General features: G+C 66.6%; 19 protein-coding genes and 1 pseudogene. 8 read left to right on the top strand and 12 right to left on the bottom strand.

The genetic code is table 11. From position 1 onward, the window contains the following. Window positions 1–51: 51 nt before the first annotated feature. Complete coding sequence (locus B7G54_RS33105) at window positions 52–2,220, top strand: M1 family metallopeptidase (RefSeq protein ID WP_085042934.1); 2,169 nt, start codon at window positions 52–54, stop codon at window positions 2,218–2,220. A gap of 144 nt (window positions 2,221–2,364) precedes the next feature. Here the strand turns inward: B7G54_RS33105 and B7G54_RS33110 are convergent, their stop codons facing one another. Then, a complete protein-coding gene (locus B7G54_RS33110) occupies window positions 2,365–3,285 on the bottom strand; it encodes a LysR family transcriptional regulator (RefSeq protein WP_085042935.1) in 921 nt (306 codons plus the stop codon). 161 nt (window positions 3,286–3,446) lie between these two features. Here B7G54_RS33110 and B7G54_RS33115 point away from each other — a divergent pair, with 161 nt between their 5' ends. Then, on the top strand, window positions 3,447–4,424 hold the full coding sequence (locus B7G54_RS33115; RefSeq protein ID WP_085042936.1) for a quinone oxidoreductase family protein: 978 nt from the start codon (window positions 3,447–3,449) through the stop codon (window positions 4,422–4,424). Window positions 4,425–4,450: 26 nt separating this feature from the next. Beyond that, window positions 4,451–4,597, top strand: a pseudogene (locus B7G54_RS33120) (DUF1427 family protein); the annotation flags it as partial. A 26-nt stretch (window positions 4,598–4,623) separates the two neighbouring features. Here B7G54_RS33120 and B7G54_RS33125 read toward each other — a convergent pair. Both B7G54_RS33125 and B7G54_RS33130 read right to left on the bottom strand, forming a co-directional pair. Further along, window positions 4,624–5,649, bottom strand: a complete 1,026-nt coding sequence (locus B7G54_RS33125; RefSeq protein WP_085042938.1) for a transporter — start codon at window positions 5,647–5,649, stop codon at window positions 4,624–4,626. A gap of 200 nt (window positions 5,650–5,849) precedes the next feature. Further along, the gene (locus tag B7G54_RS33130; protein ID WP_085042939.1) at window positions 5,850–6,812 is read right to left on the bottom strand and encodes a phage tail protein; all 963 of its coding nucleotides are present in this window, start codon (window positions 6,810–6,812) and stop codon (window positions 5,850–5,852) included. Between the two features lie 121 nt (window positions 6,813–6,933). Between B7G54_RS33130 and B7G54_RS33135 the strand changes: the two genes are divergently transcribed. The 4 genes from B7G54_RS33135 to B7G54_RS33150 all read left to right on the top strand — a co-directional run bounded on the left by B7G54_RS33135 (window position 6,934) and on the right by B7G54_RS33150 (window position 13,966). Continuing rightward, window positions 6,934–7,779, top strand: a complete 846-nt coding sequence (locus tag B7G54_RS33135; protein WP_085042940.1) for a M15 family metallopeptidase — start codon at window positions 6,934–6,936, stop codon at window positions 7,777–7,779. A 301-nt stretch (window positions 7,780–8,080) separates the two neighbouring features. Then, window positions 8,081–12,025 (top strand): type VI secretion system membrane subunit TssM, encoded by a 3,945-nt coding sequence (gene tssM, locus B7G54_RS33140; RefSeq protein WP_085042941.1) that lies wholly within the window; start codon window positions 8,081–8,083, stop codon window positions 12,023–12,025. Further along, the gene (tagF, locus tag B7G54_RS33145; protein WP_085042942.1) at window positions 12,022–13,011 is read left to right on the top strand and encodes a type VI secretion system-associated protein TagF; all 990 of its coding nucleotides are present in this window, start codon (window positions 12,022–12,024) and stop codon (window positions 13,009–13,011) included. The genes tssM and tagF overlap by 4 nt, the downstream gene beginning before the upstream one ends. Before the next feature lie 4 nt (window positions 13,012–13,015). Next, window positions 13,016–13,966 carry an OmpA family protein gene (locus tag B7G54_RS33150; protein WP_085042943.1) on the top strand — a complete coding sequence of 317 codons (951 nt, stop codon included), beginning with the start codon at window positions 13,016–13,018 and terminating at the stop codon, window positions 13,964–13,966. Window positions 13,967–14,047: 81 nt separating this feature from the next. On the opposite strand, the gene tssA is transcribed toward B7G54_RS33150, so the two are convergent. From tssA to B7G54_RS33195, 9 genes are all read right to left on the bottom strand, one after another. Further along, window positions 14,048–15,169 carry a type VI secretion system protein TssA gene (tssA, locus tag B7G54_RS33155; protein WP_085042944.1) on the bottom strand — a complete coding sequence of 374 codons (1,122 nt, stop codon included), beginning with the start codon at window positions 15,167–15,169 and terminating at the stop codon, window positions 14,048–14,050. 42 nt (window positions 15,170–15,211) lie between these two features. Continuing rightward, the gene (gene tssH / locus B7G54_RS33160) at window positions 15,212–17,881 is read right to left on the bottom strand and encodes a type VI secretion system ATPase TssH (protein WP_085042945.1); all 2,670 of its coding nucleotides are present in this window, start codon (window positions 17,879–17,881) and stop codon (window positions 15,212–15,214) included. Between the two features lie 50 nt (window positions 17,882–17,931). Further along, window positions 17,932–19,032 carry a type VI secretion system baseplate subunit TssG gene (gene tssG, locus B7G54_RS33165; protein ID WP_085042946.1) on the bottom strand — a complete coding sequence of 367 codons (1,101 nt, stop codon included), beginning with the start codon at window positions 19,030–19,032 and terminating at the stop codon, window positions 17,932–17,934. Beyond that, the gene (gene tssF / locus B7G54_RS33170; RefSeq protein ID WP_085042947.1) at window positions 18,996–20,831 is read right to left on the bottom strand and encodes a type VI secretion system baseplate subunit TssF; all 1,836 of its coding nucleotides are present in this window, start codon (window positions 20,829–20,831) and stop codon (window positions 18,996–18,998) included. Before tssF ends, tssG begins: the two co-directional genes overlap by 37 nt. 77 nt (window positions 20,832–20,908) lie before the next feature. Next, on the bottom strand, window positions 20,909–21,394 hold the full coding sequence (gene tssE / locus B7G54_RS33175) for a type VI secretion system baseplate subunit TssE (RefSeq protein WP_085042948.1): 486 nt from the start codon (window positions 21,392–21,394) through the stop codon (window positions 20,909–20,911). A 61-nt stretch (window positions 21,395–21,455) separates the two neighbouring features. After that, on the bottom strand, window positions 21,456–21,959 hold the full coding sequence (locus B7G54_RS33180) for an Hcp family type VI secretion system effector (RefSeq protein WP_006477093.1): 504 nt from the start codon (window positions 21,957–21,959) through the stop codon (window positions 21,456–21,458). A 70-nt stretch (window positions 21,960–22,029) separates the two neighbouring features. Continuing rightward, window positions 22,030–23,520 carry a type VI secretion system contractile sheath large subunit gene (gene tssC / locus B7G54_RS33185; protein ID WP_006477094.1) on the bottom strand — a complete coding sequence of 497 codons (1,491 nt, stop codon included), beginning with the start codon at window positions 23,518–23,520 and terminating at the stop codon, window positions 22,030–22,032. 15 nt (window positions 23,521–23,535) lie between these two features. Beyond that, window positions 23,536–24,051 (bottom strand): type VI secretion system contractile sheath small subunit, encoded by a 516-nt coding sequence (gene tssB / locus B7G54_RS33190; RefSeq protein ID WP_006484395.1) that lies wholly within the window; start codon window positions 24,049–24,051, stop codon window positions 23,536–23,538. 45 nt (window positions 24,052–24,096) lie between these two features. Continuing rightward, the gene (locus B7G54_RS33195) at window positions 24,097–24,735 is read right to left on the bottom strand and encodes a tetratricopeptide repeat protein (RefSeq protein WP_085042949.1); all 639 of its coding nucleotides are present in this window, start codon (window positions 24,733–24,735) and stop codon (window positions 24,097–24,099) included. Between the two features lie 372 nt (window positions 24,736–25,107). On the opposite strand from B7G54_RS33195, the gene tssJ reads away from it, so the two are divergent. Next, complete coding sequence (tssJ, locus tag B7G54_RS33200) at window positions 25,108–25,719, top strand: type VI secretion system lipoprotein TssJ (protein WP_085042950.1); 612 nt, start codon at window positions 25,108–25,110, stop codon at window positions 25,717–25,719. The last annotated feature ends 28 nt before the right edge of the window (window positions 25,720–25,747 follow it).

Raw genomic sequence — 25,747 nt, forward strand, 5'->3', positions numbered from 1 at the left:
CCGGCGTTTTCACAGCACTGAACGATTCTTTCAACAATCGAGGTTTCAGTCATGTCGATCAACATTCGCAAGATGCGTTACCTGCCGCTCGTCGCCGCACTCGCGCTCGCCGGGTGCGGCGGCGACGACGGCGGCGTGGGCTCGGCTTCCGCGCTCAGCTCCGCCGGCGCGCCGCACTCGGGCTCGTCGCCCGCCGTCACCGCGCCGCCAAGCGCATCCAACGTCGACAAGAGCGTGTCGCCTGTCGAATTGCCGGACACCGTGGTGCCCGTGAACTACCGGCTGTGGTTCCGTCCGAACGACGCGCTGAACGCGTTCGACGGCCGCGCCGACGTCGAAATCAAGGTGCTGAAGCCGGTCAACAACATCGTGATCGCCGGCCACCGGATCAAGTTCACGAACGGCCGCATCACGCTGCAGCCGGGCAACATCCAGCTGATCGCGACGCCGCAGGACAAGGGCGACTTCTATCAGCTGCGCCCCGTCAGCGGCACGATCTCGCCGGGCAACTATTCGCTGCACATGGAATGGTCGGGCATCATCAACTTCAAGTCGTATGACGATCCGGTCAACCACACCGGCGGCAGCTGCGGCGACGATCCGTATCCGGGCTGCTCGGCCGCGGAGGGCGTCTTCCGCGTCGACCTGAAGGGCACCGACGGCAAGACGAGCGGCGCGATCCTCACGCAGGGCGAAACCAACCTGTCGCGCCAGTGGTTCCCCGGCTGGGACGAGCCGGCGTTCCGCCCGACCTATGAAGTGACGGCCGAAGTGCCGCAGAGCTGGCGTGTCGTGTCGAACGCGGCCGAGAAGCCGTCGACCAACGTCGGCGGCGGCTACAAGCTCGTGCAGTTCGAGAAGACCCCACCGATGCCGTCGTACCTGCTGTTCTTCGGCGGCGGCATGTTCGACACCTACGAGGACGATTTCTCGAGCCCGCTGCCGGGCGGCAAGGGCGGCCTGCACCTGCGCGTGTTCACGCCGCCGGGCATGAGCGACTGGGCGAAGCCGGCGATGGACCGCACCAAGCAGGCGCTCGACTTCTACTACCGCTACACGGGCATCGCGCTGCCGCTCACGAAGTTCGATACGGTGGCCGCGAACGACGCGTTCAAGGAGCAGAAGGACCTGAACTTCGGCGGGATGGAGAACTGGGGGTCGATCCTCGAGTTCGCCGACGACATCCTGCCGCAGCCGGGCCAGCCAATGTCGCACTACGGCAACGAGGTGCTGACGCACGAAGTCGCGCACCAGTGGTTCGGCGATCTCGTCACGACCGACTGGTGGGACAACGTGTGGCTCAACGAATCGTTCGCGACGTTCTTCGAGACGAAGACGACGATCCAGTTCTTCCCCAACGAGTTCAGCTGGCTCGACCAGGTGAAGAACAAGTACCGCGTGATCAATCGTGACATCGGCCCGAACGCGTTCCCGGTCGCGCCGAACTTCAACGACTGGGCGTCGAACGACTTCGTGCTGAGCGCCAGCGCGTTCACGTACGACAAGGGCGGTCACGTGCTGAAGACGCTCGAGAACTATCTCGGCGAGCAGACGCTGCGCAAGGGTCTGCAGCAGTACCTGGTCGACTACTCGTTCGGCAACGGTACGCCGAAGCGCCTGTGGGATGCGCTGTCGAAGGAAAGCGGCCAGGCGGTCGGCCCGATCGGCGACAGCTACGTGCGTCAGACCGGCGTGCCGCTGATCTCGCTCGACACGCAGTGCGACCTGACGAAGAACCAGACCGTCATCACGCTGAAGCAGCAGCCGTTCCCGAACAAGAACGCGTATCCGGGCCTGCAATGGACGGTGCCGATCACGCTCGCGTACGGCCAGGGTCTCGCGAAACGCACGACGCTCGCGCTGAAGGATACGCAGACGCAGACGCGGATCGACGGCTGCACGGGCGTGGTCGCCGACCCGAGCGGGCTCGACTACTACGTCGTGAACTACAGCGACGCGGCCTGGAGCGGGCTGCTCACGCAGGTCAACGGCTCGACCGATCCGGTGCTGCTCGCGAACCTGAAGAGCGAGGCCGCGCTGCTCGTCGCGAACAACCTCGCGCCCGCGTCGCGCTCGACGTCGATCGGCTCGGTCGCTTCGCCGGCTGCAATGAAGCTGCGCCAGACGCCGACCTTCGGCGGCATCGAGCCGGTGACGAAGGAACGCCCGGCACGCCAATACCAGGGTCTCTTCAAGCCGCGCAAGGTAGTGACGCAGTAACGGTGCGCATCCGGCCGGCGCCGCGCAGCCTGCGGCTGCCGGCCGGCGTACCGGCTTCTCCGACCTTTGACGGGCCTCGCGAGCGAGGCCCTTTTTTATGCCCGGCGTCGGCACGGCCCCGCGACGCGACGCCCGCCGGCACCGTCATGACCACGCGGCATCCCACGCCGGCTGCGCGAACCAGGTCGCGAGGAACGCGACGAGCCGCGACGCGCGTGCGGTGCCGCGCGCCTGCTGGCGCAACACGTGGATCGTCGCCTGCTCGGGCGCCGCGGCGAACTGCGGCAGCACCGCGCGCAACCGTCCGTCGCGCAGCGCGTCCCCCGCGAGCCAGGTCGGCAGGTGCGCGAGACCCAGTCCGTCGATCGCGGCTTCGAGCAACGCTTCCGAATGATTGCTGCGAAACCGCGGCTGCGCCGGCACGTGGCGGCGCTCGCCGAAGCGCCACGCGCCCGGCGGCGGCGCACCGTGCCACGCAAGGCAGTCGTGGCCGGCGAGCGCGTCGGGCGATTCCGGCTCGCCGCGCCGCGCGAGATACGCCGCGCTCGCGCACAGCACGCGCCGCTGCTGCGCGAGCACGGTCGCGACGAAGCGTGTGTCCTCGAGCGGGCCGATGCGCACCGCGAGATCGACGTCGGAGCCGAGCCGCGCGCCCTGCAAGTCGACCATGCTGTCGGTCAGCACCAGGTCGACCTGCAGCGCCGGATGACGCTGCATGAACACGGCCAGCGCGGCCATCAGGTGACGCCGGCCGAACGGCGCCGGACAGTCGACGCGCAGCAGCCCGCTCGGCTCGTCGTGCTGGCTGTGCAGGTCTTCCTGCAGGCCGCGCAGCTCGGCCAGCATCCGCGTCGCGCGCCCGTACAGCAGCTGCCCGGCCTCGGTCGGCCGCAACGCATGCGTGGTGCGATGCAGGAGACGGATGCCGAGCTGCGTCTCGAGCCGGTCGATGCGCCGCGTGACCGACGACGCGGCGATACCCAGCCGGCGTGCGGCTGCCGAGAAGCTCTGCTGGTCGACCACGTCGACGAACAGCGCCAGATGCGGGGAAAGGAAATCGTCCATTCAGGGCCTTCGGATTTGGCTATGCGTTTATCGCAAAGCAATCATCCGCCTTTGCACGTTTCCGCGTCAAACCGGGCCGACTAGACTCCATTCATCCTTTTCACCCGCTGCACGCGCCGGCCCGCCCAGCCGCGGGGCAGCCATCCGTCACGGAGATCATCATGCGCAGCATCCGCTTCGACGCCCCCGCCGCCGACATCGAGTCGCTCGACGCGCGGGTCAGGGAAATCGACACGCCCGAACCGGCCGACGGCCAGATGCTGATCGAGGTGCGCGCGGCCGGCGTGAACCCGAGCGACGTGAAGGCCGCGCTCGGCCGCATGCCGCACGCGGTGTGGCCGCGCACGCCCGGGCGCGACTGGGCCGGCATCGTGCGCAGCGGCCCGGACGGCTGGATCGGCGCGCCGGTGTGGGGCTCGGGCGGCGATCTCGGCGTGCATCGCGATGGCTCGCACGCGGAGTGGCTCGTGCTCGACGCGGCCTCGGTGCGCCGCAAGCCCGCCGTGCTGACGCTCGACGAAGCGGCCGGCGTCGGCGTGCCGTTCGTCACCGCGTACGAAGGCTTGCGCCGCGCCGGCATGCCGACGGCCGACGACGTCGTGCTCGTGTTCGGCGCGAACGGCAAGGTCGGCCAGGCCGCGATCCAGCTTGCGAGCGCACACGGCGCGACCGTGATCGGCGTCGAGCGCAGCGCCGGCGGCTATCGCGGCCACGCATCGGGCAACGTGCACATGATCGACGCGTCGAAAGAACCGGTGGCCGACGCGGTGCGTGCTGCGACCGGTGGCCACGGCGCGGACATCGTCTACAACACGGTCGGCAGCCCGTACTTCGAAGCGGCGAACGCGTCGATGGCGATCGGGGCGCGGCAGGTCTTCATCTCGACGATCGACCGCAGCGTGCCGTTCGACATCTTCGCGTTCTATCGCGGCCAGCACACGTTCGTGGGCGTCGATTCGCTGCAGCTCGGCGCCGCCGCGGTCGCGCAGATCCTCGACACGCTCGCATCCGGCTTCGGCAACGGCACGCTGCGCCCGTTCCCGATCGGCGACGACTACGTGTACCCGCTCGAGCGCGCGCACGACGCCTATCGCGCGGTGCTGGCCGGTGCGCGCGAGCGCGTCATCCTCAAGCCCTGACGCCGGACCACACGGAGACCGCCATGCTGGATTACGTGACTTCGCTCGCGGTGGGCCTCGGCGTCGGCGTGCTGTACGCGCTGCTGCACGTGCGCTCGCCGGCCCCGCCGCTCGTCGCGCTCGTGGGCCTGCTCGGAATGGTGATCGGCGAACGCGCGATCGCGCTGCTGCGCTGACGAGTCGATGCGGCGCGGGTGTGCTAGCGGTCGTCGCGCCGGCGGAACGCCCACCACGCGGCGAGCCCCGTGAAGCCCGCGACGAGCAGCACCATCAGCCAGAAGCCGTGCTTGTTCTCCGAGAACGGCACGCCGCCGACGTTCATTCCGAAGAAGCCGGCGACGATGTTGATCGGCAGCGCGATCACGGTCACGAGCGTCAGCGTGAACAGCGTCCGGTTGTTCTGCTCGTCGAGACGCGAACCGATCTCTTCCTGCAACAGCTTGATCCGCTCGTTGAGCCCCGCCAGATCGGCGAGCACCAGCGAAAACTCTTCGGTCGACTCGCGCAGCTCCTGCACGTCCTCCATGTGCAGCCACGCGGGCGGCTTCGCGAGCAGCCGGAAGATCGACCCGGGCTCGGGCGCGAGCATGCGCTGCAGGCGCGTCAGCGTGCGGCGCATCGCGCCGAGCTCGATGCGGCTCGACGTGAGCCGCTGCGACAGGAAGCGGTCCTCGATGCGGTCGACGTCGATGCTCGTGCGCCGCATGATCTGGATCAGCAGGTCGGCCTGGTCGCGCAGCAGGTGCACGAGCAGTTCAGCAGGCGACCTGAACTGCTCGCCGTCGCGCACGCATGCGCGCAGCGTGTCGACCGAGCGCAGCGGCTTGAGCCGCGCGGTGACCATGATGCGCCGTTCGACGTGGACGAACAGCGTCGCGATCTCCGATGGTGTGAGTTCGAGGTTGAACATCACGTCGTTGACGATCGCGCGCAACGCGCCGTCTTCCTGCTCGATGCGTGTCGAGCGCGACCCTTCGTGGAGGAATTCGAAAAAGCTGTCGGGCAGCCCGAGGTGCGTGCGCATCCAGCGCTCGCTCGCGCCGTGCGCGAGATTGAAATGCAGCCAGACGAAATCGTCCGACGCGGCATCGTGCTCGCGGCACGTACGCAGCCACGCGGCAGCCGCGTCCGCATCGAGCGTCGCGCCGGATCCGCCCGGAACGAAGCGGAATCCGCACACCATGCCGGACGTATCGGCGCCGTAAGTCTGTACGATCAGGTCCATCGTGTCGAAGGTCGTGCGGCGCGCCGCGCATAGCGGGTCGCGAGCCCGCGCCGGGAAAGGAAAGGAAACGTATGCCCGACGGGCATGACGCGCCGGTGACAGCGTCACGCCGCATCATACCGGCCGATTCGGTGCGCCCAAAAGCAACGCGCCGCCCAACGGGCGGCGCAGGTACGGCGGGTCGACACGCGCAGGACGCGTTACTGCCGCGTCTCCGACTGCGCGGCGCTCGGGCACGCGGGATCCTTGCCCCAGTGGCCTTCGCAGACACGCCAGCGGCACAGTTGATCCTCGAAGAATCCGCGCTCCGAACACTCCTTCACGCGCGACGCCAGCGAACCGGTCGTCGCAGCCGTCTTGGTCGGCACGGCCTGCGCCTTCTGCGCGGCGAGTTTCTTGTCGGCCGGCTTCGTGCGCGCGACGAGCGCCGCGAGCAGATCCGCATCCGGATCGTCCTTCCCGCCCGCCTTCGCGGTACGGGTCGACGTCGCGTCGCGATGCTTCTTCGCCTGCGCGAGTTCGGCCTGCTGTTCCTTGTGATGCTTGCGGGCCTCGGCCTTCGCATCGGCCTTCGCATCGGTCTTGCCATGCGCCGCGACCTTCGCGCCCTTCGACGCGTCGGCCTTTGCGGTTTTGGCCGTCGCAGCGGCAGCAGCAGCGGCCACACCAGTGGTGGCTGCGCCCGATGCGTCGTCGGCGCCGCTGGCGAGCGCGCGCGACAGGCGGCTGTTGTCCGTGGCGGACGCAGACGATGCGGAAGCAACGGTTCGGGACGCCGCGTCGTCGTTGACGATCGTGGCCGGTTGCACGGCGGACGCAGCGGACGCGGTATTCTGCGCGACCTGCACGGCGGCAGCGTCGCTGGCCGCTGCGGCCTTCGCCGGTGCAGCCGCTGCAGGCGCGGCCTCGGCCGTGACGACGGCGGCCTGCTCGCCCGAATGCTGCATGCGCCACGCGCCCCAGCCACCGACGGCCACCACCAGGGCCACGACGGCGGCGATCGGCGCCTTCAGCGAACGGCGCGGCGGTTCGGCCGGCGGCGTGACACGTCCTTCCAGATTCGCGAGAATGCGCGACTGCTGAGCTCCTCCGTCGCCTGCCGGTTTGGTATCGGACAGCAGGCTGGGCGGAGATTTCGAATTTGAATTTTCCGGCGCACTCATTCAGCGTCTCATTGAATCCTGGTTTAATTCACCGCGATAATATAGCCCGGCCTCTCGAAGCAGCCTGATTCTAAGAGCAAGCATTGCAAAACACAATCAATTCCAATTTCCGGGGATTTCTTTGATTGCCGTCGCACTCGTCGCCTATTTCGCCCTTGCCGTCGCGGTTGCGGCACTGTTGCTTTTACCGGGTATCCGGGCGACCGTTTTCGAATCCGTCGCCCAGTTTCACGGCCGTCTTACGCGCCGTGCGAACGATCGCGCCGTGCGTACGCGAAGTCAGATTGTTAAATCGGCAAGCGTGACGCGCGGCGCTTTAAACGACGTGCAAAATTTACTGGTTCGCCGGCGCTTGATGATTATGGTATCGGCAGGTATTCTTGCGACGCCGCCATTGGTCGCCATCGCGTTACGCGGCCGGCAATTGTTCCAGTACGACGACACGGCCCGCGTGCCCGACGAGAAGATCGCCGCGCTGCTGCAGGGTGAGCAACTCGTGCCGCCGCCGCCGCTGCCGCCGGAAGTCTTCGCCACCAAGGAAGTCGAACAGGTACGCCCGGCGCTGAAGGATGCGAGCCGAGACTGGAACCTGCTGGATCCGGATTTCCGTACGCGTTTGCTGCTGGTCTACAAGATCATGCACGAACAATATGGTTATGAAATGGCGTTGCTGGAAGGTTATCGGAGCCCGGAACGGCAGAACCGGCTGGCGCAGATGGGCAGCAACGTGACCAACGCGGCAGCCTTCCAGAGCTATCACCAATTCGGGCTGGCGGCCGACAACGCATTCCTGCGCGATGGCAAGCTGGTCATTTCCGAGAAAGATCCGTGGGCGATGCGCGGCTACCAGTTGTATGGCCAGGTCGCCGAACAGGTTGGCCTGACCTGGGGGGGCCGCTGGAAAATGATGGATCTCGGGCACGTGGAATACCATAAACCCGGTTTTAAACTGGGACGCGGCAGCTAGCCAGGGCTGCCGGACAGGAAATAATGAGGGCGGCATGGGGCTTTTTAATATCCCGGCAGGAAACGATATGGGCGGCGCAAAAAATCATGCATTCCGGTGCGCGATTTTTTTCGGCCGCCGCTTCCGTTTTAAATCTCACAGCGTCCTTTCGTTAATGCGCGCGCCTTCTCCGATGCCGCGGGCGCATTGATGCCAGCCCCCTTCATCCCGTTTGACAGCATGGCGACACATCGCGGCGCCACCCTTGCCGCTCGGCGCGCCTGCGTCGCCTCACCGAATCGCACCGGAACCTGAACGTCCTATGCAACGCATCCTCAACGTGCTGACTCATCCGCGTACGCTCTCGATCGTCGGGATCGTCGCGCTAGCGGCCATCCTCTTCATCGTCGCCGACATGCTGCAGCTCCCGCTCCTGTGGGCGGCGATCGCGTTCGCGGCGATCCTCGCGCTGTGGCTCGTCGTCGCGCTGTGGCGCCGCTGGCGCGTGAAGCGCGCGAACCAGCAGCTCGGCCAGATACTGGAAGAGCAGGCGGAAACCGGCAAGATCGCCGCGCCCGCCGCCGCCGCGCTCGCCCCCGACGCGAAGACGGCCGACCTCGACGTGCTGCGCACGCGCCTGTCGGACGCGGTGAAGACGATCAAGACGTCGAAGATCGGCCAGGTATCGGGCGGCTCCGCGCTGTACGAACTGCCCTGGTACATCGTGATCGGCAACCCGGCCGCAGGCAAGAGCAGCGCCGTGCTCAACTCCGGCCTGCAGTTCCCGTTCGCGGACAAGAACAGCGCCGTGATCCACGGCATCGGCGGTACGCGTAACTGCGACTGGTTCTTCACGACCGAGGGGATCCTGCTCGACACGGCGGGCCGCTATTCGGTGCACGAGGAAGACCGCAGCGAGTGGCTCGGCTTCCTCGGCCTGCTCAAGCGCTACCGCCCGAAGGCGCCGATCAACGGCATCATCGTCACCGCGAGCATCGCCGAACTCACCGGCAACCGCCCCGAATTCGCGATCAACCTCGCGAAAAACCTCCGCCAGCGCGTTCAGGAGCTGACGGAGAAGCTCGAGGTGTTCGCGCCGGTCTACGTGATGTTCACGAAGGCCGACCTGATCACCGGCTTCACCGAATTCTTCAGCAGCAGCGACAAGCACGAGTACGACCGCGTGTGGGGCGCCACCCTGCCCTACGAGCCCGACGACAAGCGCGACGTCGTCGCGCAGTTCGACACGCACTTCGAGGAACTCTACGAAGGGCTGAAGGAGATCAGCGTCGCGCAATTGTCGCTGTCGCGCGGCAACCAGCTGTCGCCGGGCCAGTTGAGCTTCCCGCTCGAATTCTCGACGATCAAGCCCTCGCTGCGCGCGTTCCTCGCGACACTGTTCGAGAACAACCCGTTCCAGTACAAGCCGATCTTCCGCGGCTTCTACTTCACCAGCGCGCTGCAGGAAGGCGAAACCAACAGCGCGGCCGCGCAGCGCATCGCGCATCGCTTCGGCCTCGACGGCGCCGCGCTGCCGAAGCCGCACAGTGCGTTCTCGAAGAACGGCTTCTTCCTGCGCGACCTGTTCTCGAAGGTGATCTTCGCGGACCGCCAGACGGTGCGGCAGTTCGCGAGCCCGACCAAGACGCGGCTGCGCTACGCGACCTTCTTCGGCTTCGTCGCGGCGCTCGCGCTCGCGCTGGGCGGCTGGACCTGGTCGACGATCGGCAACCAGCAGCTCGTCACGAACGTGCAGGCCGACCTCGACAACGTCACGCGCCTGCAGCAGGGCCGCAACGACCTGCAGTCGCGCCTGCAGGCGATGGACATCCTCGAAGACCGGATCGAGCAGCTCGAGCAGTTCCGCCGCGACAAGCCGCTGTCGGTGTCGCTCGGCCTGTACCAGGGCGACCGTCTCGAGCAGCATCTGCTGACCGAGTATTACAACGGCGTGCGCCAGATCCTGCTGGCCCCTGTATCGCAAAACCTCGCGTCGTTCATGAAGGACGTGAACGCGCACCCCGAACAGCTCGTGCCGATGACGCGCCCGCCCGAATCGGGCGCCGTGCAGGGTGGCGCGATTCCGGTGTCGACGAACGCGGCAGGCGCCGCGCCGCAGGCCGGTGCCGCCCTGGCCGCGTCCGGCACCGCGCCGGCCGCAGCAGCGCAACAGCCGGCCGCACCGCAGGGCGGCCTCTACAGCGACGCGTCGCCGACCAACGTGCAGGACGCGTACAACGCGCTCAAGACGTACCTGATGCTGTCCGACAAGCGCCACGTCGAGCAGGCGCACCTGACCGACCAGCTCGCCCGCTTCTGGCGCGGCTGGCTGGAGACGAATCGCGGCAACATGCCGCGTGACGAGATGATCAAGAGCGCGGAGCGCATGATCTCGTTCTACCTGTCCCGCGTGAATGACGACGACTGGCCGATGATCGACGCGAACCTCGCGCTCGTCGACCAGACTCGCGAGAACCTGCGCCACGTCGTGCGCGGGATGCCGGCCCGCCAGCGCGTCTACGAGGAAATCAAGGCACGCGCGTCGACCCGTTTCGCGCCGATGACCATCGCGCGCATCGTCGGCGACGGCAACCAGGGGCTCGTGGCAGGCAGCTACGCGATTCCGGGCACCTTCACGCGCGAAGCGTGGTTCGACTACGTGCAGCCGGCGATCCGCGACGCAGCGACCAAGGAACTGCAAGCGAAGGATTGGGTGCTGAACACGTCGACGCAGGACGACCTGACGCTCGAGGGCAGCCCCGAGCAGATCCAGAAGACGCTCGTCGGCATGTACAAGACCGAGTACGCGCAGCACTGGCAGAAGTTCATGCAGGGCATCGCGGTGCAGGGCTTCACCAGCTTCGGCCAGGCCGTCGACGGGATGAACCGCCTCGGCGACCCGCAGGATTCGCCGATCCGCAAGATCCTCGAGACCGCGTACGACCAGACCTCGTGGGACAACCCGTCGCTCGCGAACGTGACGATCAAGAAGGCGCAGACGGGCGTCGTGAACTGGGTCAAGCAACTGTTCTCGCGCTCGCAGGCCGGCCAGGTGGCGGCCGCCAACATCGACATCAACGGCAATCCGGCCGAGGTGCCGATGGGTCCGATCGGCCAGGAGTTCGTCGGGCTCGCGCGGATCGTCGCGGTGCATGACGGCACGTCGATGCTCAAGGGCTACATGGATTCGCTGTCGAAGGTCCGCACGCGCTTCAACGTGATCAAGAACCAGGGCGACCCGGGCCCGGGCGCGCGCCAGCTGATGCAGCAAACGCTCGACGGCAACGGTTCGGAACTCGCCGATTCGCTGAAGCTCGTCGACGAGCAGATGCTGACGGGCCTCACCGATTCGCAACGCAAGTCGCTGCGTCCGCTGCTCGTGCGGCCGCTGATGCAGGCGTTCGCGGTCGTGATCCAGCCGGCCAGCGCCGAAGTCAACAAGGTGTGGAACGCACAGGTCTACCAGCCGTTCCAGAACTCGCTCGCGACGAAGTACCCGTTCGCGGCGAGCGCGAAGGTCGAGGCCGGCGCCGGTGAAATCGCGCAGGTGTTCGGACCGGACGGCTCGATCGCGAAGTTCGTCGGCACGACACTCGGGCCGCTCGCGGTGCGCCGCGGCGACACCCTCGCCGCCCGCACGTGGGGCGACATGGGCATCGGGCTCACGCCGGACTTCACGAGCGGCTTCGCCCGCTGGGTCGCGCCGCTCGCGGGCGGTGCGGCAGGCAGCGCGGCCGCGTCGTCCGAGCCGCAGACCGTGTTCCAGATCCTGCCGCAGCCGAGCACGGGCACGACGGAATACACGATCGCGATCGACGGCCAGCAGCTGCGGTACCGCAACACGCCGCCGCAGTGGACCAACTTCGTATGGCCGAACCCGCAGGGCTCGCCGGGCGCGACGCTGTCCGCGACGACCTTCGACGGCCGCACGGTGCAGCTCGTCAACGAGCCGGGCCGCTATGGTCTCGAGAAGCTGATCAACTCGGCGCAACGCAAGCGCCGTCCGGACGGCACCTTCGACCTGACGTGGGTGCAGGGCAACGTGAACGTGTCGGTGACGATGCGCATCATCAGCACGTCGCAACCGTCGGGCGGTGGCGGTGACCAGCCGCAACAGCAAAGCCTGCGCGGCCTGCAACTGCCGTCGTCGGTCGCCGACGCGAGCGCGGGCGCCGCGCAGAACGCGACCCAGTCCGGCACGGGCACGCCGGGCGCAGCGCCGGCCGTCGCGGCTGCCAACGCAACGAATGCACAGGGGGCGCAATGACGCAAACCGTACAGGCGCAAATCGCCTACTTCGGCAAGATTCCGTCGCGCGGCGACTTCGTGAAGAGCCCGCACAATCCGCAGTTGCTGCAGACGCTCGACCGCTGGATCGCGCAGGCGCTCGAACTGCTCGCGGAAGATCCGCGCTGGAAGCTCGTCTACGAGGATGCGAAGCCGATGCATTTCGCGTTCCTCGGCTCGCGCAGCAAGCTCGCGATCGCGGGCCACATGGTCGCGAGCCACGACGTGTCGATGCGCCGCTTCCCGTTCCTCGGCGCAACCGCGCTCGAGGTCGACCGGCCGCTCGCGTTCCTGGCACGCAGCCCGCTCGCGTTCGCGCGGCTGTGGTCGCGCGTCGCGACGCAGATACCGCCGCTGCTCGGCAAGGACGAGCCGCCCGGCGCGCTGCAGGCGCTCGGCGACACGCAGGTGCCGATCGACGTCGGCGGCCCCGGCACGTCGCATGACGGCACCTTCAACGATTTCGTCGAACATCAGTCGCTGCACGGCCTCCAGGAGATGCTGCTCGAGAGTGGCCATCCCGTGCGGCTGCGCGGCGCGATGCTCGCGCTCGGCTCGCTGCTGCGGCCGGTGATGCAGAGCGGCTCGTCGCACATCGAGCGCGGCCTCACGCTGCCGTTGCCGGTCGATCCGTTCTACCGCAGCCTCGTCGCCGCGTTCTGGCTCGAACTGATCGCACCGTTCGTCGCGCAGGCCGACTTCGAGCTCGCGATCTTCATCGGCACGATCGCCGAGCGCGAACGGCTCATCATCGGCTTCAACGGCGCGTCGGCAAAGACACTGCTGAGCGTCGTCGATCCGCAGACCTACGCCGCCCACAACATCGACATCGACGATCCCGAGTGGATCGACGCCCATGCGCAAAACGATCACCAGATCAGCAAGCTCGTCAGCTACCTCGACCAACCGCAACTCTCGCTGCGCGTCGCCATCGACGCGTTCCGCGAAGCGTTCATCGGAGGCTGACGGGATGCATCGCACGATTCACGTCCGGCGCGCGCGCGTCTCTTCCGCCGTCGCTGCCCTCCTCGCTGCCGGGCTCTTCGCCAGTGGCGCGGCCTTCGCGCAGAACACCGGCGCGACCGTCACGCCGGTCGGCAACGGCACGGTCGCGACGACTACGCTGTCCGCGAACACCGGCGCTGCACCGGGGACCGCCTCCGGCGCCGTCGTGCACGGCACGGCCGGCACCGCGAGCACCATCACGCCGCCGCCCGCGACCGCGACACCTGGCCAGGTGGTCGTCGGCGGCAAGGTGCCCGACGAGGCGACCAAGGCCGCCGTGCTGCAGAAGCTGCGCGACACCTACGGCGCGACGAACGTCGTCGACCAGATCGAGGTCGGCGACGTTGCCACGCCGCCGAACTGGAGCGCGAACGTACAGAAGCTGATCGGCACGCAGCTCAAGCAGATCAGCAAGGGACAGTTGAAGATCAACGGCACGCAGATCGAGATGAAGGGCGAGGTGCACAACGAAGCGCAGCGCCAGCAGCTCGCGAGCGACATGGCGAACACGCTGAACCCGACGTATACGATCAAGAACGGGCTGCGCGTGTCGGCGTCCGAACAGGGCGTGCTCGACCAGACGCTCGCGAACCGCACGATCGAGTTCGAGACCGGCAGCGCGACGCTCACGCCGCAGGGCAGGCTGATCCTCGACCAGATGGCGACCGCACTCGCGAAGATGCAGAACCGCACGGTCGACATCATCGGCCACACCGACAACTCGGGAAACCGCACGTCGAACATCGCGCTGAGCCAGGCGCGCGCGGATGCGGTGAAGGGCTACCTGATCACGAAGAGCATCCCGCCGCAGCAGATGACGACGACGGGTGTCGGGCCGGATCAGCCGATCGCGCCGAACGATACGGCGGATGGGCGGGCGAGGAATCGGCGGATCGAGTTCCGGGTGGGACAGTAACGAACGACCGCTGCCGCTCCTCCCGGAGCGGCGCGACAGGCAAAAACGGGCGGCGGCAGCGATGCACCGCCCGTTTTGCGTTTACGACTGCTCGTCGGGCCGCACCCCCAGCAGCTCGCGAATATGCGACAGCGAGCCGTCGTCCTTCACGACGCTCTCGAGCCACTTGTGCAGCGGCATGTCGGCCCATTCGGCGGCCTTGTCGGCGAGATACGCGACCGGGCTGTGCGGCTCGGTCTGGCGGAAGTAGCGGGCGACCGCGCGCAACTGGTCGACGGCCTGCGCACGGTTCTGGATGCCGGCGATCATCTGCGTCACCGGGGCGCGCGGAACGGTCTGCGGCTGCACGTGTGTCTCCTCGGTCTGGATCGGATTGCCGAACACCGGCTCGATGCGCTCGGGCTGCGCCTGCGGTGCCGACTGCGCATGCGGCGCGCTGCCCGTATAGCCCTGCTCGCGCGCAAAGCGCTCGGCGAGCCGGTACACGGTCTCGAATGCGTCGCGCGCCTGCCGGAAGCTCGGCGCCGAATCGCCCGCGCGCTCGACGAGCCGCTCCTCGAACGCATCGAGTGCGAATTCGAACGCCTTCAGGTTCGCGAGCAACGCGGTGTAGAACGCGATCGACGTCACGCGCCGCGACGAATCGATCTGCTCGATCGACGGCTTGCCGCGTGCGATGTCGTCGGCGTGTTCGGGGTCACGCTTGATCGACTGCGCAACGTGCTGCGCCACTTCCCAGTCGAGCGTGCTGAACGCGTTCGACGCGCCGTCCGTCATCGGCACCGCGCGCAGCAGCTCGGCCGTGCGGCCGGACAGCCACGCGACGTTGCCGAGCCGGTGCTCGGTGTCGCCGTCTTCGGGCAGCGGGTGCACGGTGTCCCAGAAGTCACGGCACAGGCCCTCGAGCAGCGCATAGCCTTCGGTGAGGCCGGTGATGCCGTCTTCCAGCGCGAGCGCCTCGGTCAGCCACACGGCGAGCCGCAGGTCCTTCGTGCGCGTGCGCAGCAGTTCGCCCGCATGGTCGACCACGAAGCCCCAGTCGGCCTCCTTGATCTCTGTCACCCATTCGCCCTGGTCGAGCGTCGGATCGTCGTAGCGCCGCGCATCCTGGATCGCGTCGAATTCGTTCGAAAACAGCAGGTCGTCGCCACTGGGCGACGCATCGCTGATCGGCGTCAGCAGCTCGGGGAGATTGATCGGCATGGTTCGGTCAGTTCATCAAATGCTTGCGTTGCACGGCCGCGCTCATTCGACGGTGTACGTGAATTCGCCGGCCTCGTCCGCGCGCACCGCGATGCGCGCGATGGCCTCGCCGTCGGCGATCCGGCCGAGCACGTGGCCCGCGATCTCCGGCAGCAGCGTGCCGTTCAGAATGTGGTCGACGTTGCGGGCGCCCGAGTCGACCTCGGTGCAGCGCGCGAGCACCGCATCGACGAGCGATTCGTCCCATTCGAACGCCGCCTTGTGGTTCGCCTCGATCCGGCGGCGGATCCGCTCGAGCTTCAGCTCGATGATCTCGGCCAGCACGTCGTCGGAAATCGGGTAATACGGCACGACCTTCATCCGCCCAAGGAACGCGGGCTTGAAGGTCTTGTACAGTTGCGGGCGCAGCGTCTCGGCGAGCGCGTCCGGATCGGGCAGCTCCTCGGCCGGCTTGTTCAGGCACGCCTGCATCACCGCGGTGGAACCGACGTTCGACGTCAGGATGATCAGCGTGTTGCGGAAGTCGATCTCGCGCCCTTCCGCATCGTCCATCGCGCCCTTGTCGAACACCTGGAAGAACATCTCGAGCACGTCGGGGTGTGCCTTCTCGACCTCGTCGAGCAGCACGACGGAATACGGGTTGCGGCGCACGGCCTCGGTCAGCACGCCGCCTTCGCCGTAGCCGACGTAGCCCGGCGGCGAGCCCTTCAGGCCCGACACGCTGTGCGCTTCCTGGTACTCGCTCATGTTGATCGTGACCATCTTGCGCTCGCCGCCGTACAGGATGTCGGCCAGCGCGAGCGCCGTCTCGGTCTTGCCGACGCCCGACGGCCCGACGAACATGAACACGCCGCGCGGCTTGTTCGGATCCTCGAGGTTCGCGGTCGCGGTGCGCACGCGCTGCGCGATCGCGTCGAGCGCATGGTCCTGGCCGATCACGCGCGCGGCAAGCAGCGGCTGCAGGTTCAGCACGGTGTCGATCTCGTCCTTCACCATCCGGCCGAGCGGAATGCCCGTCCACGCGGCGACGATCTCGGCAACCACATGGCCATCGACCTGCAGCGGCACCATCGGCTCGCCGCCCTGCAGCGCGTGCAGCGCCGCGACGCGTTCGGCCAGCTTCTCGCGAGTGGCCGGCACGTCGACCGGCTCGCCGTCTTCCGACGAGCCGCGCGCCTTGTCGAGCGTGTCGCGCAGCACGGTGATCTCGGCGACGATCGCGCGCTCGGCTTCGTAGCGCGCTTCATCCTTCGCGAGCTGTTCGAGCGCCGTGTCGCGCGCGCCGCGCAGCTCGCCGAGCCGCTCGTCGTGCGACGCACCGCCGGCCGCCTCGCGCTCCAGCGACGCGATTTCCGCGTCGATGCGCTCGATGCGCTTCTTCGTGTCGTCGATCGCCGCCGGCGTCGCGCTGTGCGCGAGCGCGACCTTCGCGCACGCGGTATCGAGCACGCTGATCGCCTTGTCCGGCAGCTGGCGGCCGCTGATGTAGCGGTGCGACAGGCGCACGGCCTCGGTGATCGCATCGTCGAGGATCCGCACGTTGAAGTGCTTCTCCATCAGGCCGGACATCCCGCGCAGCATCGCGGCCGCGAGCGGCTCGCTCGGCTCCTCGACCTTCACGACCTGGAAGCGGCGTGCGAGCGCCGCATCCTTCTCGAAGTACTTCTTGTATTCGCTCCACGTCGTCGCGGCGATCGTGCGCAGCTCGCCGCGCGCGAGTGCCGGCTTCAGCAGGTTCGCCGCGTCGTTCTGGCCGGCCTGGCCGCCTGCGCCGATGATCGTGTGCGCCTCGTCGATGAACAGGATGATCGGGTGCGCGCTCTTCTTCACCTCGTCGATCACGCTCTTCAGGCGGTTCTCGAATTCGCCCTTCACGCTCGCGCCGGCCTGCAGCAGCCCCATGTCGAGCACGTGCAGCGCGACGCCTCGCAATGGCGGCGGCACGTCGTCGGCCGCGATGCGCAGCGCGAGCCCCTCGACGACCGCCGTTTTGCCGACGCCGGCCTCGCCGGTCATGATCGGGTTGTTCTGGCGGCGGCGCATCAGGATGTCGATCGCCTGGCGAATCTCGGCTTCGCGGCCGATCACCGGGTCGATCTTGCCGTCGCGTGCGCGTTGCGTGAGGTTGGTCGTGTACGTGTCGAGCGCGGGCGTCTTCGACGGGCCGGCCGCGGCTGCCGCGCCGTCAGCCGCCGGCGTCACGCCGCTGTCGTCCGTATCGGCCTGGCGCGGCTCGGCCTCGTTCGACCCGGCCACGATCTCGTCGAACTTGTGCTTCAGGTCCGTCACGTTCACTTCCGCGAACTGCGACGACATGCGCTGCGCGAACTGCGCGAGATCCGGCGCGGTGAGCAGCGCGAGCAGCAGGTGGCCCGAGCGAATGCGGCCGAGCTGCGAATCGAGCGACGCGATCAGCCACGCCTGCTCGAACAGCGCGATCAGGTGCACGGAAAACACCGGCGTGCGCGTGTTGCCCGTCTTCAGGCGCGTCAGCTCGCGCTCCAGATCGGCGCGCAGCGCATGCGGATCGACACGGCTTGCGCGCAGCGCGAGCGGCAGGTCGCCCGCCGGCTCCTCGAGCAACGCGAGGAACAGGTGCTCCAGATCGACCTCGTAGTGGCCGCGCGCCAGGCACGCGCTCGCCGCACGCTCGGTCGCGTGGCGGCACAGCGGGTTCAGTTTCGTGATCAGGGTCTTCAGAGGCGTGCTCATGGCGTCGATCTCAGTCTCAGGTTCGATTGCGTGTTTGTTGTCGTTCGGAATCAGTGAATCACGTGCAGTTCGTAGCGCGCGTCGGAGCGATCCTCGATCGCGTCGCGCGTGCACAGGAACGCGTCCCAGCCGAGCCGCGAGCCCGCGCCGAGCACGCTCGCGCCGACCTCGGTGCGCTTGAGCACGAGCTTCACCTCGTATTCGAGCGTGACGCCGGCGAGCAGCGTCAGCATCCGCTCCAGTGCGACGGCATGCGCGCCGCCAGGCAGGAACGCCTCGTAGTCGCGCTTGGAGAGCGGGCCGACGACGATCCGCGCGCGCATGTCGCGCTGCCACACGCGTTCGCCGACAAGCGCGGTCGCGCCGAGCACCGCGTTGACCTCGCCGAGCACGCTCAACTGGTCGGGCGGCACGTCATACCACTTGCCGACGAACTGGTCGATCTTCACCGGCACGCGGAAATAGTCGGACAGCGTGCGCTGCAGGTACGCGGCCGACATCGGCCGGTGCCGCGCGGCCAGCGCATAGCCGGCAACGGCCTCGTCGAGCACGCCGCCCGCGCCGGCCGCGAGGCTGTCGCGTATCTCGTCGCTCGGCACGCCCGCGATCGCGAGCAGCAGCGGCAGGTAGCGCTCGTCGCGGTCGAGCTCGTAATGGAACGGCAGCCGGTATTTCTTCCACGCGGCATAGAACAGCGCGGTCGCGCGGTTCGAGAACACGTCGAAGAATGCACGCGCCGCATGGTCGCGCTTCAGGTGCTCGCGCGCGACGATCTGCTCGGTGTAATGCAGCGGCAGCGCGCCCTGCCCGCCAAGCAGCCCGAAGAACGCGGGTGTCAGCTCGACGTGGCCGAGCTCGCCGGCCGCGAGCGCGGCGCCGCGCTGCTCGCCCGTCTTGAGCTGGGTGCCGTCGTCGTCGAACGAGCGTGCGCCTTCGATCTCGCTCGGCGGAAAGCCCAGCGACAGCGTGTTGCGGAATTCAATGCGCTGCGCGACCACGTCGCCCTGCCGCCATGCGCCGGGCGCGTCGGACGCCTGCCGCGCGAACAGCCCTTCGAGCACGCGCACGGCCTGGAAGAACTCGAAGCGGTGCGGTTCGTCGAGCAGCGCGTCGACTACGCCAGGATCGACTCGCCGGTGCGGGGCTTGCATCGGATGATCTCCTCGCCGGTGCGCTTCGACACGACGACTAATTGAACGAAACTGTTGAGGTGGACGTACAGCCCGAAGAAGCTGTCGAGCACGCGTACGAACGACGCGAGGCTCGCACCGACGAAGTGTTCCTCGTCGATCGTCAGGCGGATCTCGATGCCGCGCACGAAAGTCGCGAACGGCTTGCCGGGCAGCCACTGCACGGCGCCGCGCTGCTCGACGCCGGCGAGGCCATCGATCTGGCGCATCGACACGGCGGTGCGGCGCAGGTCGTACAGCGTCAGCATTTCCTTCAGCGGCGCGAGGCCGTGCGCGACCAGCGACACATGATTGAGCGCGAGGTGAGACACGAGCCGCCAGTGCGCGGCGCGGCCGCGCTCGAAGCGCACGCTCTGCGTCGGACGGCGCAGCAGCGCGATGCCGCTCGTCTGCGCGCCGCCCTCCTGGAACAGGTCGCCGCCTTCGAGCCCGAACGCGAGCATTGCCGGCAGGTCGCGGTTCGTGCAGGTGAGGTCGAGGCTCAGCGTGTCGGTCTGCGGCGACGTCGGCTCGAAATCGATGTCGACGATCGAGATCTCGGTTTCATAGCCGGGGCTCTTCTGCGCGACCCAGTCGTTGCGGCGTGCGAACCAGTAATGGCCGATCCGCGCCGATTCGCCGTGATGCAACGAATAGAACGGCCGGAACTCGATCACCGATTCCTCGTGCGCCTGCTGCCGGACGAGCTTCACCGAATCGATCGAATACACCTCGTACGCGAACGCCCGCCGCGCCTCGGCGATCACCGGGTAGGACACCGCGCGGTGCGTGATGCGGATCGGCTCGCCGTGCTGGCGGAACAGGTTGACGATCGGCGTGCAGAACAGCCGGAAGTGGCTCGCCGTCAGCAGTTCGAGCAGCCGCGCGACATGCGAATCGCTGCGCACGTCCTGCAGCACGAGATGCAGCGTCGCGCGCTGGCAGCGGCCCGTCGCGCGCGCGATCGCCGCGATGTCGAAGTCGACGAAATCGAACTTGTCGGGGAACGCGAAGTATTCGGTGAGCAGGCGATACGCGGGATGCGATTTCGCCGGGTAGTCGATCAGCGCGTCGTCCTCGTCGAAGCCGGCGTGCGCGATCGGCAGCTTGCGCAGCGCGGTCCAGCGGCCGTTGCGCTCGGGCTCGACATACGCGCCGAGCACGTTGACGAACAGGCAGTCGGTCAGCGCGGCGACGAACGACTGTTCGCCGTGCAGGTGCGCGCGCAGCGTCGGCAGCTTCAGCGCGCCGAGATCGAGCTGCGCGGCGAGCGATTCGAACGTGATCGAGATCACGCCCGTCGCATTCGACGGCAGCACCGTCGCACTCGGCGCGAGCGCGACCGGCGTGTAGCGGGCTTCCGAGATGCGGATCGGCGCGAGCGTCACGTCATAGGCGGTACGGAACCGGCACTGCACGCCGCGGATCGGGCGGCTCTTCAGCTCGGTGCCGCGAGCGATCACGACCGGTTCGGTCTGCTGGCCGGGCGACGCCGGCGTGAACTGCGCGATCGAACATGACGGGAACGGCCGCAGGTAGTGCGGATACAGCACTTCCAGCAGCGCTTCGGTGAATTCCGGGTAATCGTCGTCGAGCTTCTTGTTGATGCGCGCGCCAAGCAGCGCAAACGACTCGATCATCCGCTCGACGTGCGGATCCTCGCAATGCTCGCCGGACAGCGCGAGCCGCGCCGCGATCTTCGGATAGCGTTCGGCGAAATCTCGCGAATAGCGCCGCAAAAACGATAATTCGCGCTCGTAATACGGCAGCAATTCTTCCATCGACGACCCCGAACCTCAATATTTCCTGCCGGACCCTGATCCACCACCGGGCGGTCCGGCCCGCTCGGCGGCATGATTTACTGCATTCTTGCGGCGCGTGCGCGCGTAACCGAATACTGCAACGTCGACGGCTGCAGCATCGCGTCGAAACTCACCGGCTCCTCGGCCGGGTGCACGACGAGCAGCGCCTGGATCGCGAAGTAGAGCGCGTTGGTGGCCTGCTCGTTCAGCTCGAACGTCACCTGCACCTGCTGCAGGCGCGGCTCGTGGCGCGCGATGGCCTGCTGGATCGACTTGCAGATGAACGCGCGATCGTAGTGACTCGCCAGGCTCAGCCCCGCAAAATCGTTCAGCCCGTAGGTCAGCACCGACTTCTGGCACTCCGGCAGCGCAGCCAGCTCGTTTTCGGTGTGGGCGATACGGGAGTTGAGGATCGCCTCGACGTCGCGGGCGACCGTGTTCTTGAGCTCGTCCAGCGACAATTGCCGCATCGCTGCCGAGGCCGGCAGGTGCGGTTCGTCGTCGAACAGCTTGTCGAGAAAACTGGGTTCGAATCGTTTCATCGGCCGGTATTCACAGCGAAAACGGCAACGGGACGCGTGCGCCCCGTTGCCGCAACCGACCTTAGACCGCGTAGGTCTTGTCGTTCTTCGTCAGACTCCAGGCGCCTTGCGTGTTGCCGCCCTGGTTGCCGCCGATCTTCTGCTGGGTTTGCTTCCACTGCACAGCTGCGTACTTCAGCGAGAACGTCTCGAGCGGCAGACCTTCTTCGCGAACGCTCGGGGCGATGCTCGAGATGATCACGTACTTGAGCTTGACTTCCAGATACTGCACGCGCTTGCCTTCACCATCAGCGCGCGAGAAATGGACCGTCACCTCGTCGAACGTGGTACCGCCCGAAGCGTGTTGGTACAGCAGCGGGCTCGACGAATCGATTTCCTTCGTGAAAATCATGTCGCCGTGCTCGCAACGCGTCATCGTGTGACCGCCAGCGGTCGATGCGGTTGCCGAACGCGGTTGAACGATCGAGTGATCCCACGATTTCAGCTCGATCCAGCCCTGGTGGTCCTTGTCCGCGGACTCGCCCTTCACCGCGGGACTACCAAACTGCAAGTGCATATGTAACATGGCCCTTCGACTCCCCAAAGAGGTGGTTTTAACGTCCTACCCAGGCGGCCCGCCCGGGCGATTTACTCGCTTATGAATTTGCCGGTTTGGGCAGATCAGCGACAAGTCGCAGAGAAATCGAGAGTTCGTCGAGCTGAAAGTGCGGGCGCAGGAACGCGACCGAACGATACGAGCCCGGCTTACCCGGAATCTCCGACACTTGTATGGATGCCTCGCGCAGCGGAAATTGCGCTTTCTGTTCCTGCGAGGCGTTATCGTCGAGCAGGACGTACTGCGAAATCCACCGGTTGAGGAAAGTCTCCACGTTCTGCGCCGATGCGAAGCTGCCGATCTTGTCCCGCATCATCGCCTTCAGGTAGTGCGCGACGCGCGATACCGAGAAGATGTACTGAAGCTGGGCGGACAGGACGGCGTTCGCATTCGCGCTGTCGGTGCTGTATTTCTTGGGCTTCTGCACCGACTGCGCAGCGAAGAACGCGGCGTAATCTGAGTTCTTGCAATGGACGAGCGGGATGAAGCCGAGGTCGCTCAGCTCCTTCTCGCGGCGATCGGTGATCGCGATTTCGGTCGGGCACTTCAGCGCGACTTCGCCGTCGTCGGTCTTGAACGTGTGGGTCGGCAGGTCCTCGACGAGGCCGCCGCCTTCGACGCCGCGGATCGCCGCGCACCAGCCGAAGTCGTCGAATGCGGCCGTCAGGCGCGCAGCGAACGCCCACGCGGCGTTGCACCACAGGTACTTGTCGTGGTCGGTGCCGTCGACGTCCTCGACGAAGTTGAAGTTCTCCGCGGTCTGGCCGTCCTTCGGATTGAACGGCAGGCGGCCGAGGAAGCGCGGCAGCGTCAGGCCGACGTAGCGCGAATCTTCGGCGTCGCGGAACGACTTCCACTTCGCATATTCGACCGTATCGAACACCTTGCCGAGGTCGCGCGGCTTGCCGAGGTCGGAGAACGACTCGAGGCCGAGCAGTTCGGGCGACGCCGACGCGATGAACGGCGCATGCGCGGCCGCCGCGACGTGCGACATCTGCTCGATGAAGTACATGTCTTCAGGCTGGCGCGAAATCTCGTAATCGCCGATCAGCGCACCGAACGGCGAGCCGCCGAACGTGCCGAATTCTTCCTCGTAGACCTTCTTGAACAGCGCGCTCTGGTCGAACTCGCTCGCGCCCTTGAAATCGCGCACGAGGTCGCGCTTCGGTGCGTGCAGCGCCTTGATCTTGATCGTCTGGCCGGTGTTGCTTTCCTTGACCAGGTAGTCCATCCCGCGCCACGTGCTTTCGAGGCGCTGGAATTCCGGCGCGTGCATCACGGCGGAAAGCTGCGTGGAAATCAGGCGGTCCAGTTCCGCGACGCGCGCGTCGATCGTGGCCGACAGGTTGTCCGACACGATCACCGTGCCGTCGAGCACCTGGTGCACGAGTTCGCCGATCAGGTCCTTCGCACGCGCATGCTCGGAATCGGATTTCGCGACCTTGCTCTTCTCGACGATGTCGTCGAGCAGCGAGGTCCCGGCGGCGTATTCCGCACCGCTCGCTTGGGCCGCAGCCGTTTGCTGGTTCATCTCAACTCTCCGTCGTCATTCGCCGTCTTTGTCGCCGCCCGTGCCCTTCGCGAGCTCCTGCAGCTGCTGCGTGTTCTTCAGCACCTCGGACAGCAGATCCTCGAGCTTGTCGTTGCCGGCGAGCTTGTTGCGCAGGTCGGCGAGCTTCGAGCGCGCCTCGAGCAGGCGGCGCAGCGGCTCGACCTGTTCGACGACTTCGTCCGGGCTGAAATCCGACAGCGAACGGAACTTCAGGTCGACTGCGAACTTGCCGCCTTCCGGGCTCAGGCGGTTTTCCACCTGGAACGCGGCACGCGGCTCGATTGCCTTCATCACGTCGTCGAAATTGTCGCGATCGATGTTGACGAATTTGCGGTCGCGCAGCTTCGGCTGCTCGATTTCGGACTGGCCCGCCAGATCGCCGACGACCCCGACGACAAACGGCAGTTCCTTCACCTCGATCGCGTCGCCCTTCTCGACCTCATAGGTCAATTGGACGCGCGGCGGCCGTATTTTCTGCAAGCTTTTCTGAATGCTTTCTTTCTTGGCCATCTCGACGGCTCCCAGGTTAGTTGTGGTTATCGCGTCAGTTTGCGGTCAGTTGCGCAGTGCGCCGAACGGATCACCGCCCTTCGGCGCGCTGCCCGACGACGTGTTCGTCGGCGGCACCGTAGCGGTGGCTTCAGAGGTCTGCGTCGGAGTAACCTTCTTGTGCACGACCGTGCGGGTCTTCTTGATTCGGCCACCGGTGCGGGCATTCGTCTCCGGCGGGAACAGCGCCGATTCGCCCAGCGTATCGCGCAGCTGCTTCGCGAGCGCCTGCGCATCGGACTTCGCATCGCCCGCGAGCGACGAATCCTGGCGCAGCTCGCCGAGCGACTGCGTCGCGATCCGCAGGCCGGCCACGGCCAGCACGCTCTTCGCCTGACGGTCGGTCGCGTCGCGCTGCAGCGCTTCCTGCGCGGCAACGATTGCCTGACCGTAGTGGTTTTGTGCGAACTGGATTTGTGCGATGCGCGACCACGGCTCCTCGCGCGTCGGATCCGACTTCGCGAGCTGCTGATACAGGCCGAGGGCCTTGTCCTGGTCCCCCGCCTTCGCAACTGCGTCCGCATCGGCCAGCGACTTGTTGAACACCTCGGCAGTCGGCGGCGCGGGAGGCTGGCTCGCACAGCCGGCGATCACGCCGCAAGCCACTACTACCCCAGACAGTTTTGCGAAGAGACGGTCTTTCATCGTTATATCCACCGGCGCGTGAGTTTTAAATCGTTGAGAATCTGGTTCTTTTGCTTTGCAAGAAGCGCGCGGGTATAGTACCGATCAATTTTTCATAATTCAATCGTCGTGTGAAGAGTAATTCCTTTTAAAACTGGGCGCTACCCCCTCGAATGGCCTCTCGCTGCTGGCTCGCAGCGGTTTTCTTTTCGACCGGATCGCGCAAGTTTTACTGGCTGCACGACGCGCCGCCCGGGTGGCGGAAAAAATTTCCGGAAGCTCGCCGAGACACCGGCGTGCTCAATAGTTGAACGGTGCAATGCCGGGGATACGTGGCGAACGCGGAAATACCCGGCAGTTTTGACAGGAATAAGGCGGCACGCCGGAAACACGATGAGATCGTCCATGATTCGCTACGCGCTGCCGCTGGTTGCCTGCGCCCTTCTGGCCGGATGCGCGGCCGCCCCGTTGCTCGGCTCGGCCGCGAGCGCCGTGATGTCCGCGGCCGGCATCGGCAAGCCCGAACTGCCCGACGCGCAGAAGCCGCCGCGCAACCTCGGCATCACGCTCGCCGCAGCGCCGAACCTGAATGCCGCGACCGACAACAAGCCGCTCGCGCTCGTCGTGCGGCTTTATACGCTGAAGGACCCGACATCGTTCCAGCAGGCGCCATTCGACGCATTTACCGATCCGACCAAGGAAAAAGCCGCACTGGGCGCCGACCTGCTGAACGTGCGTGAAATCACGCTGATTCCAGGCCAGCGCTATACGGCGACCGAGAAGGTTTCGCGCGAAGCGCAGGCATTCGGCATCGTCGCGCTGTTCCGCGATCCCGCACTGCAACGATGGAAACTGACGTTCGATCCGGTGAAGTCGGAGAAATCCGGCATAATCATCGGCCTGCATAATTGCGCGATGACGGTCACCGACGGCACCGTCATCGCACCGCAACAGGGTGCGCCTTCGCAACCGCTGAATTTGCTTTCTTCGGTCTCCTGCGGTTAAACAATGACGCACGAATGTCAATTAACAA

The organism is Burkholderia puraquae (assembly GCF_002099195.1).
Classification (GTDB): Bacteria; Pseudomonadota; Gammaproteobacteria; order Burkholderiales; family Burkholderiaceae; genus Burkholderia; species Burkholderia puraquae.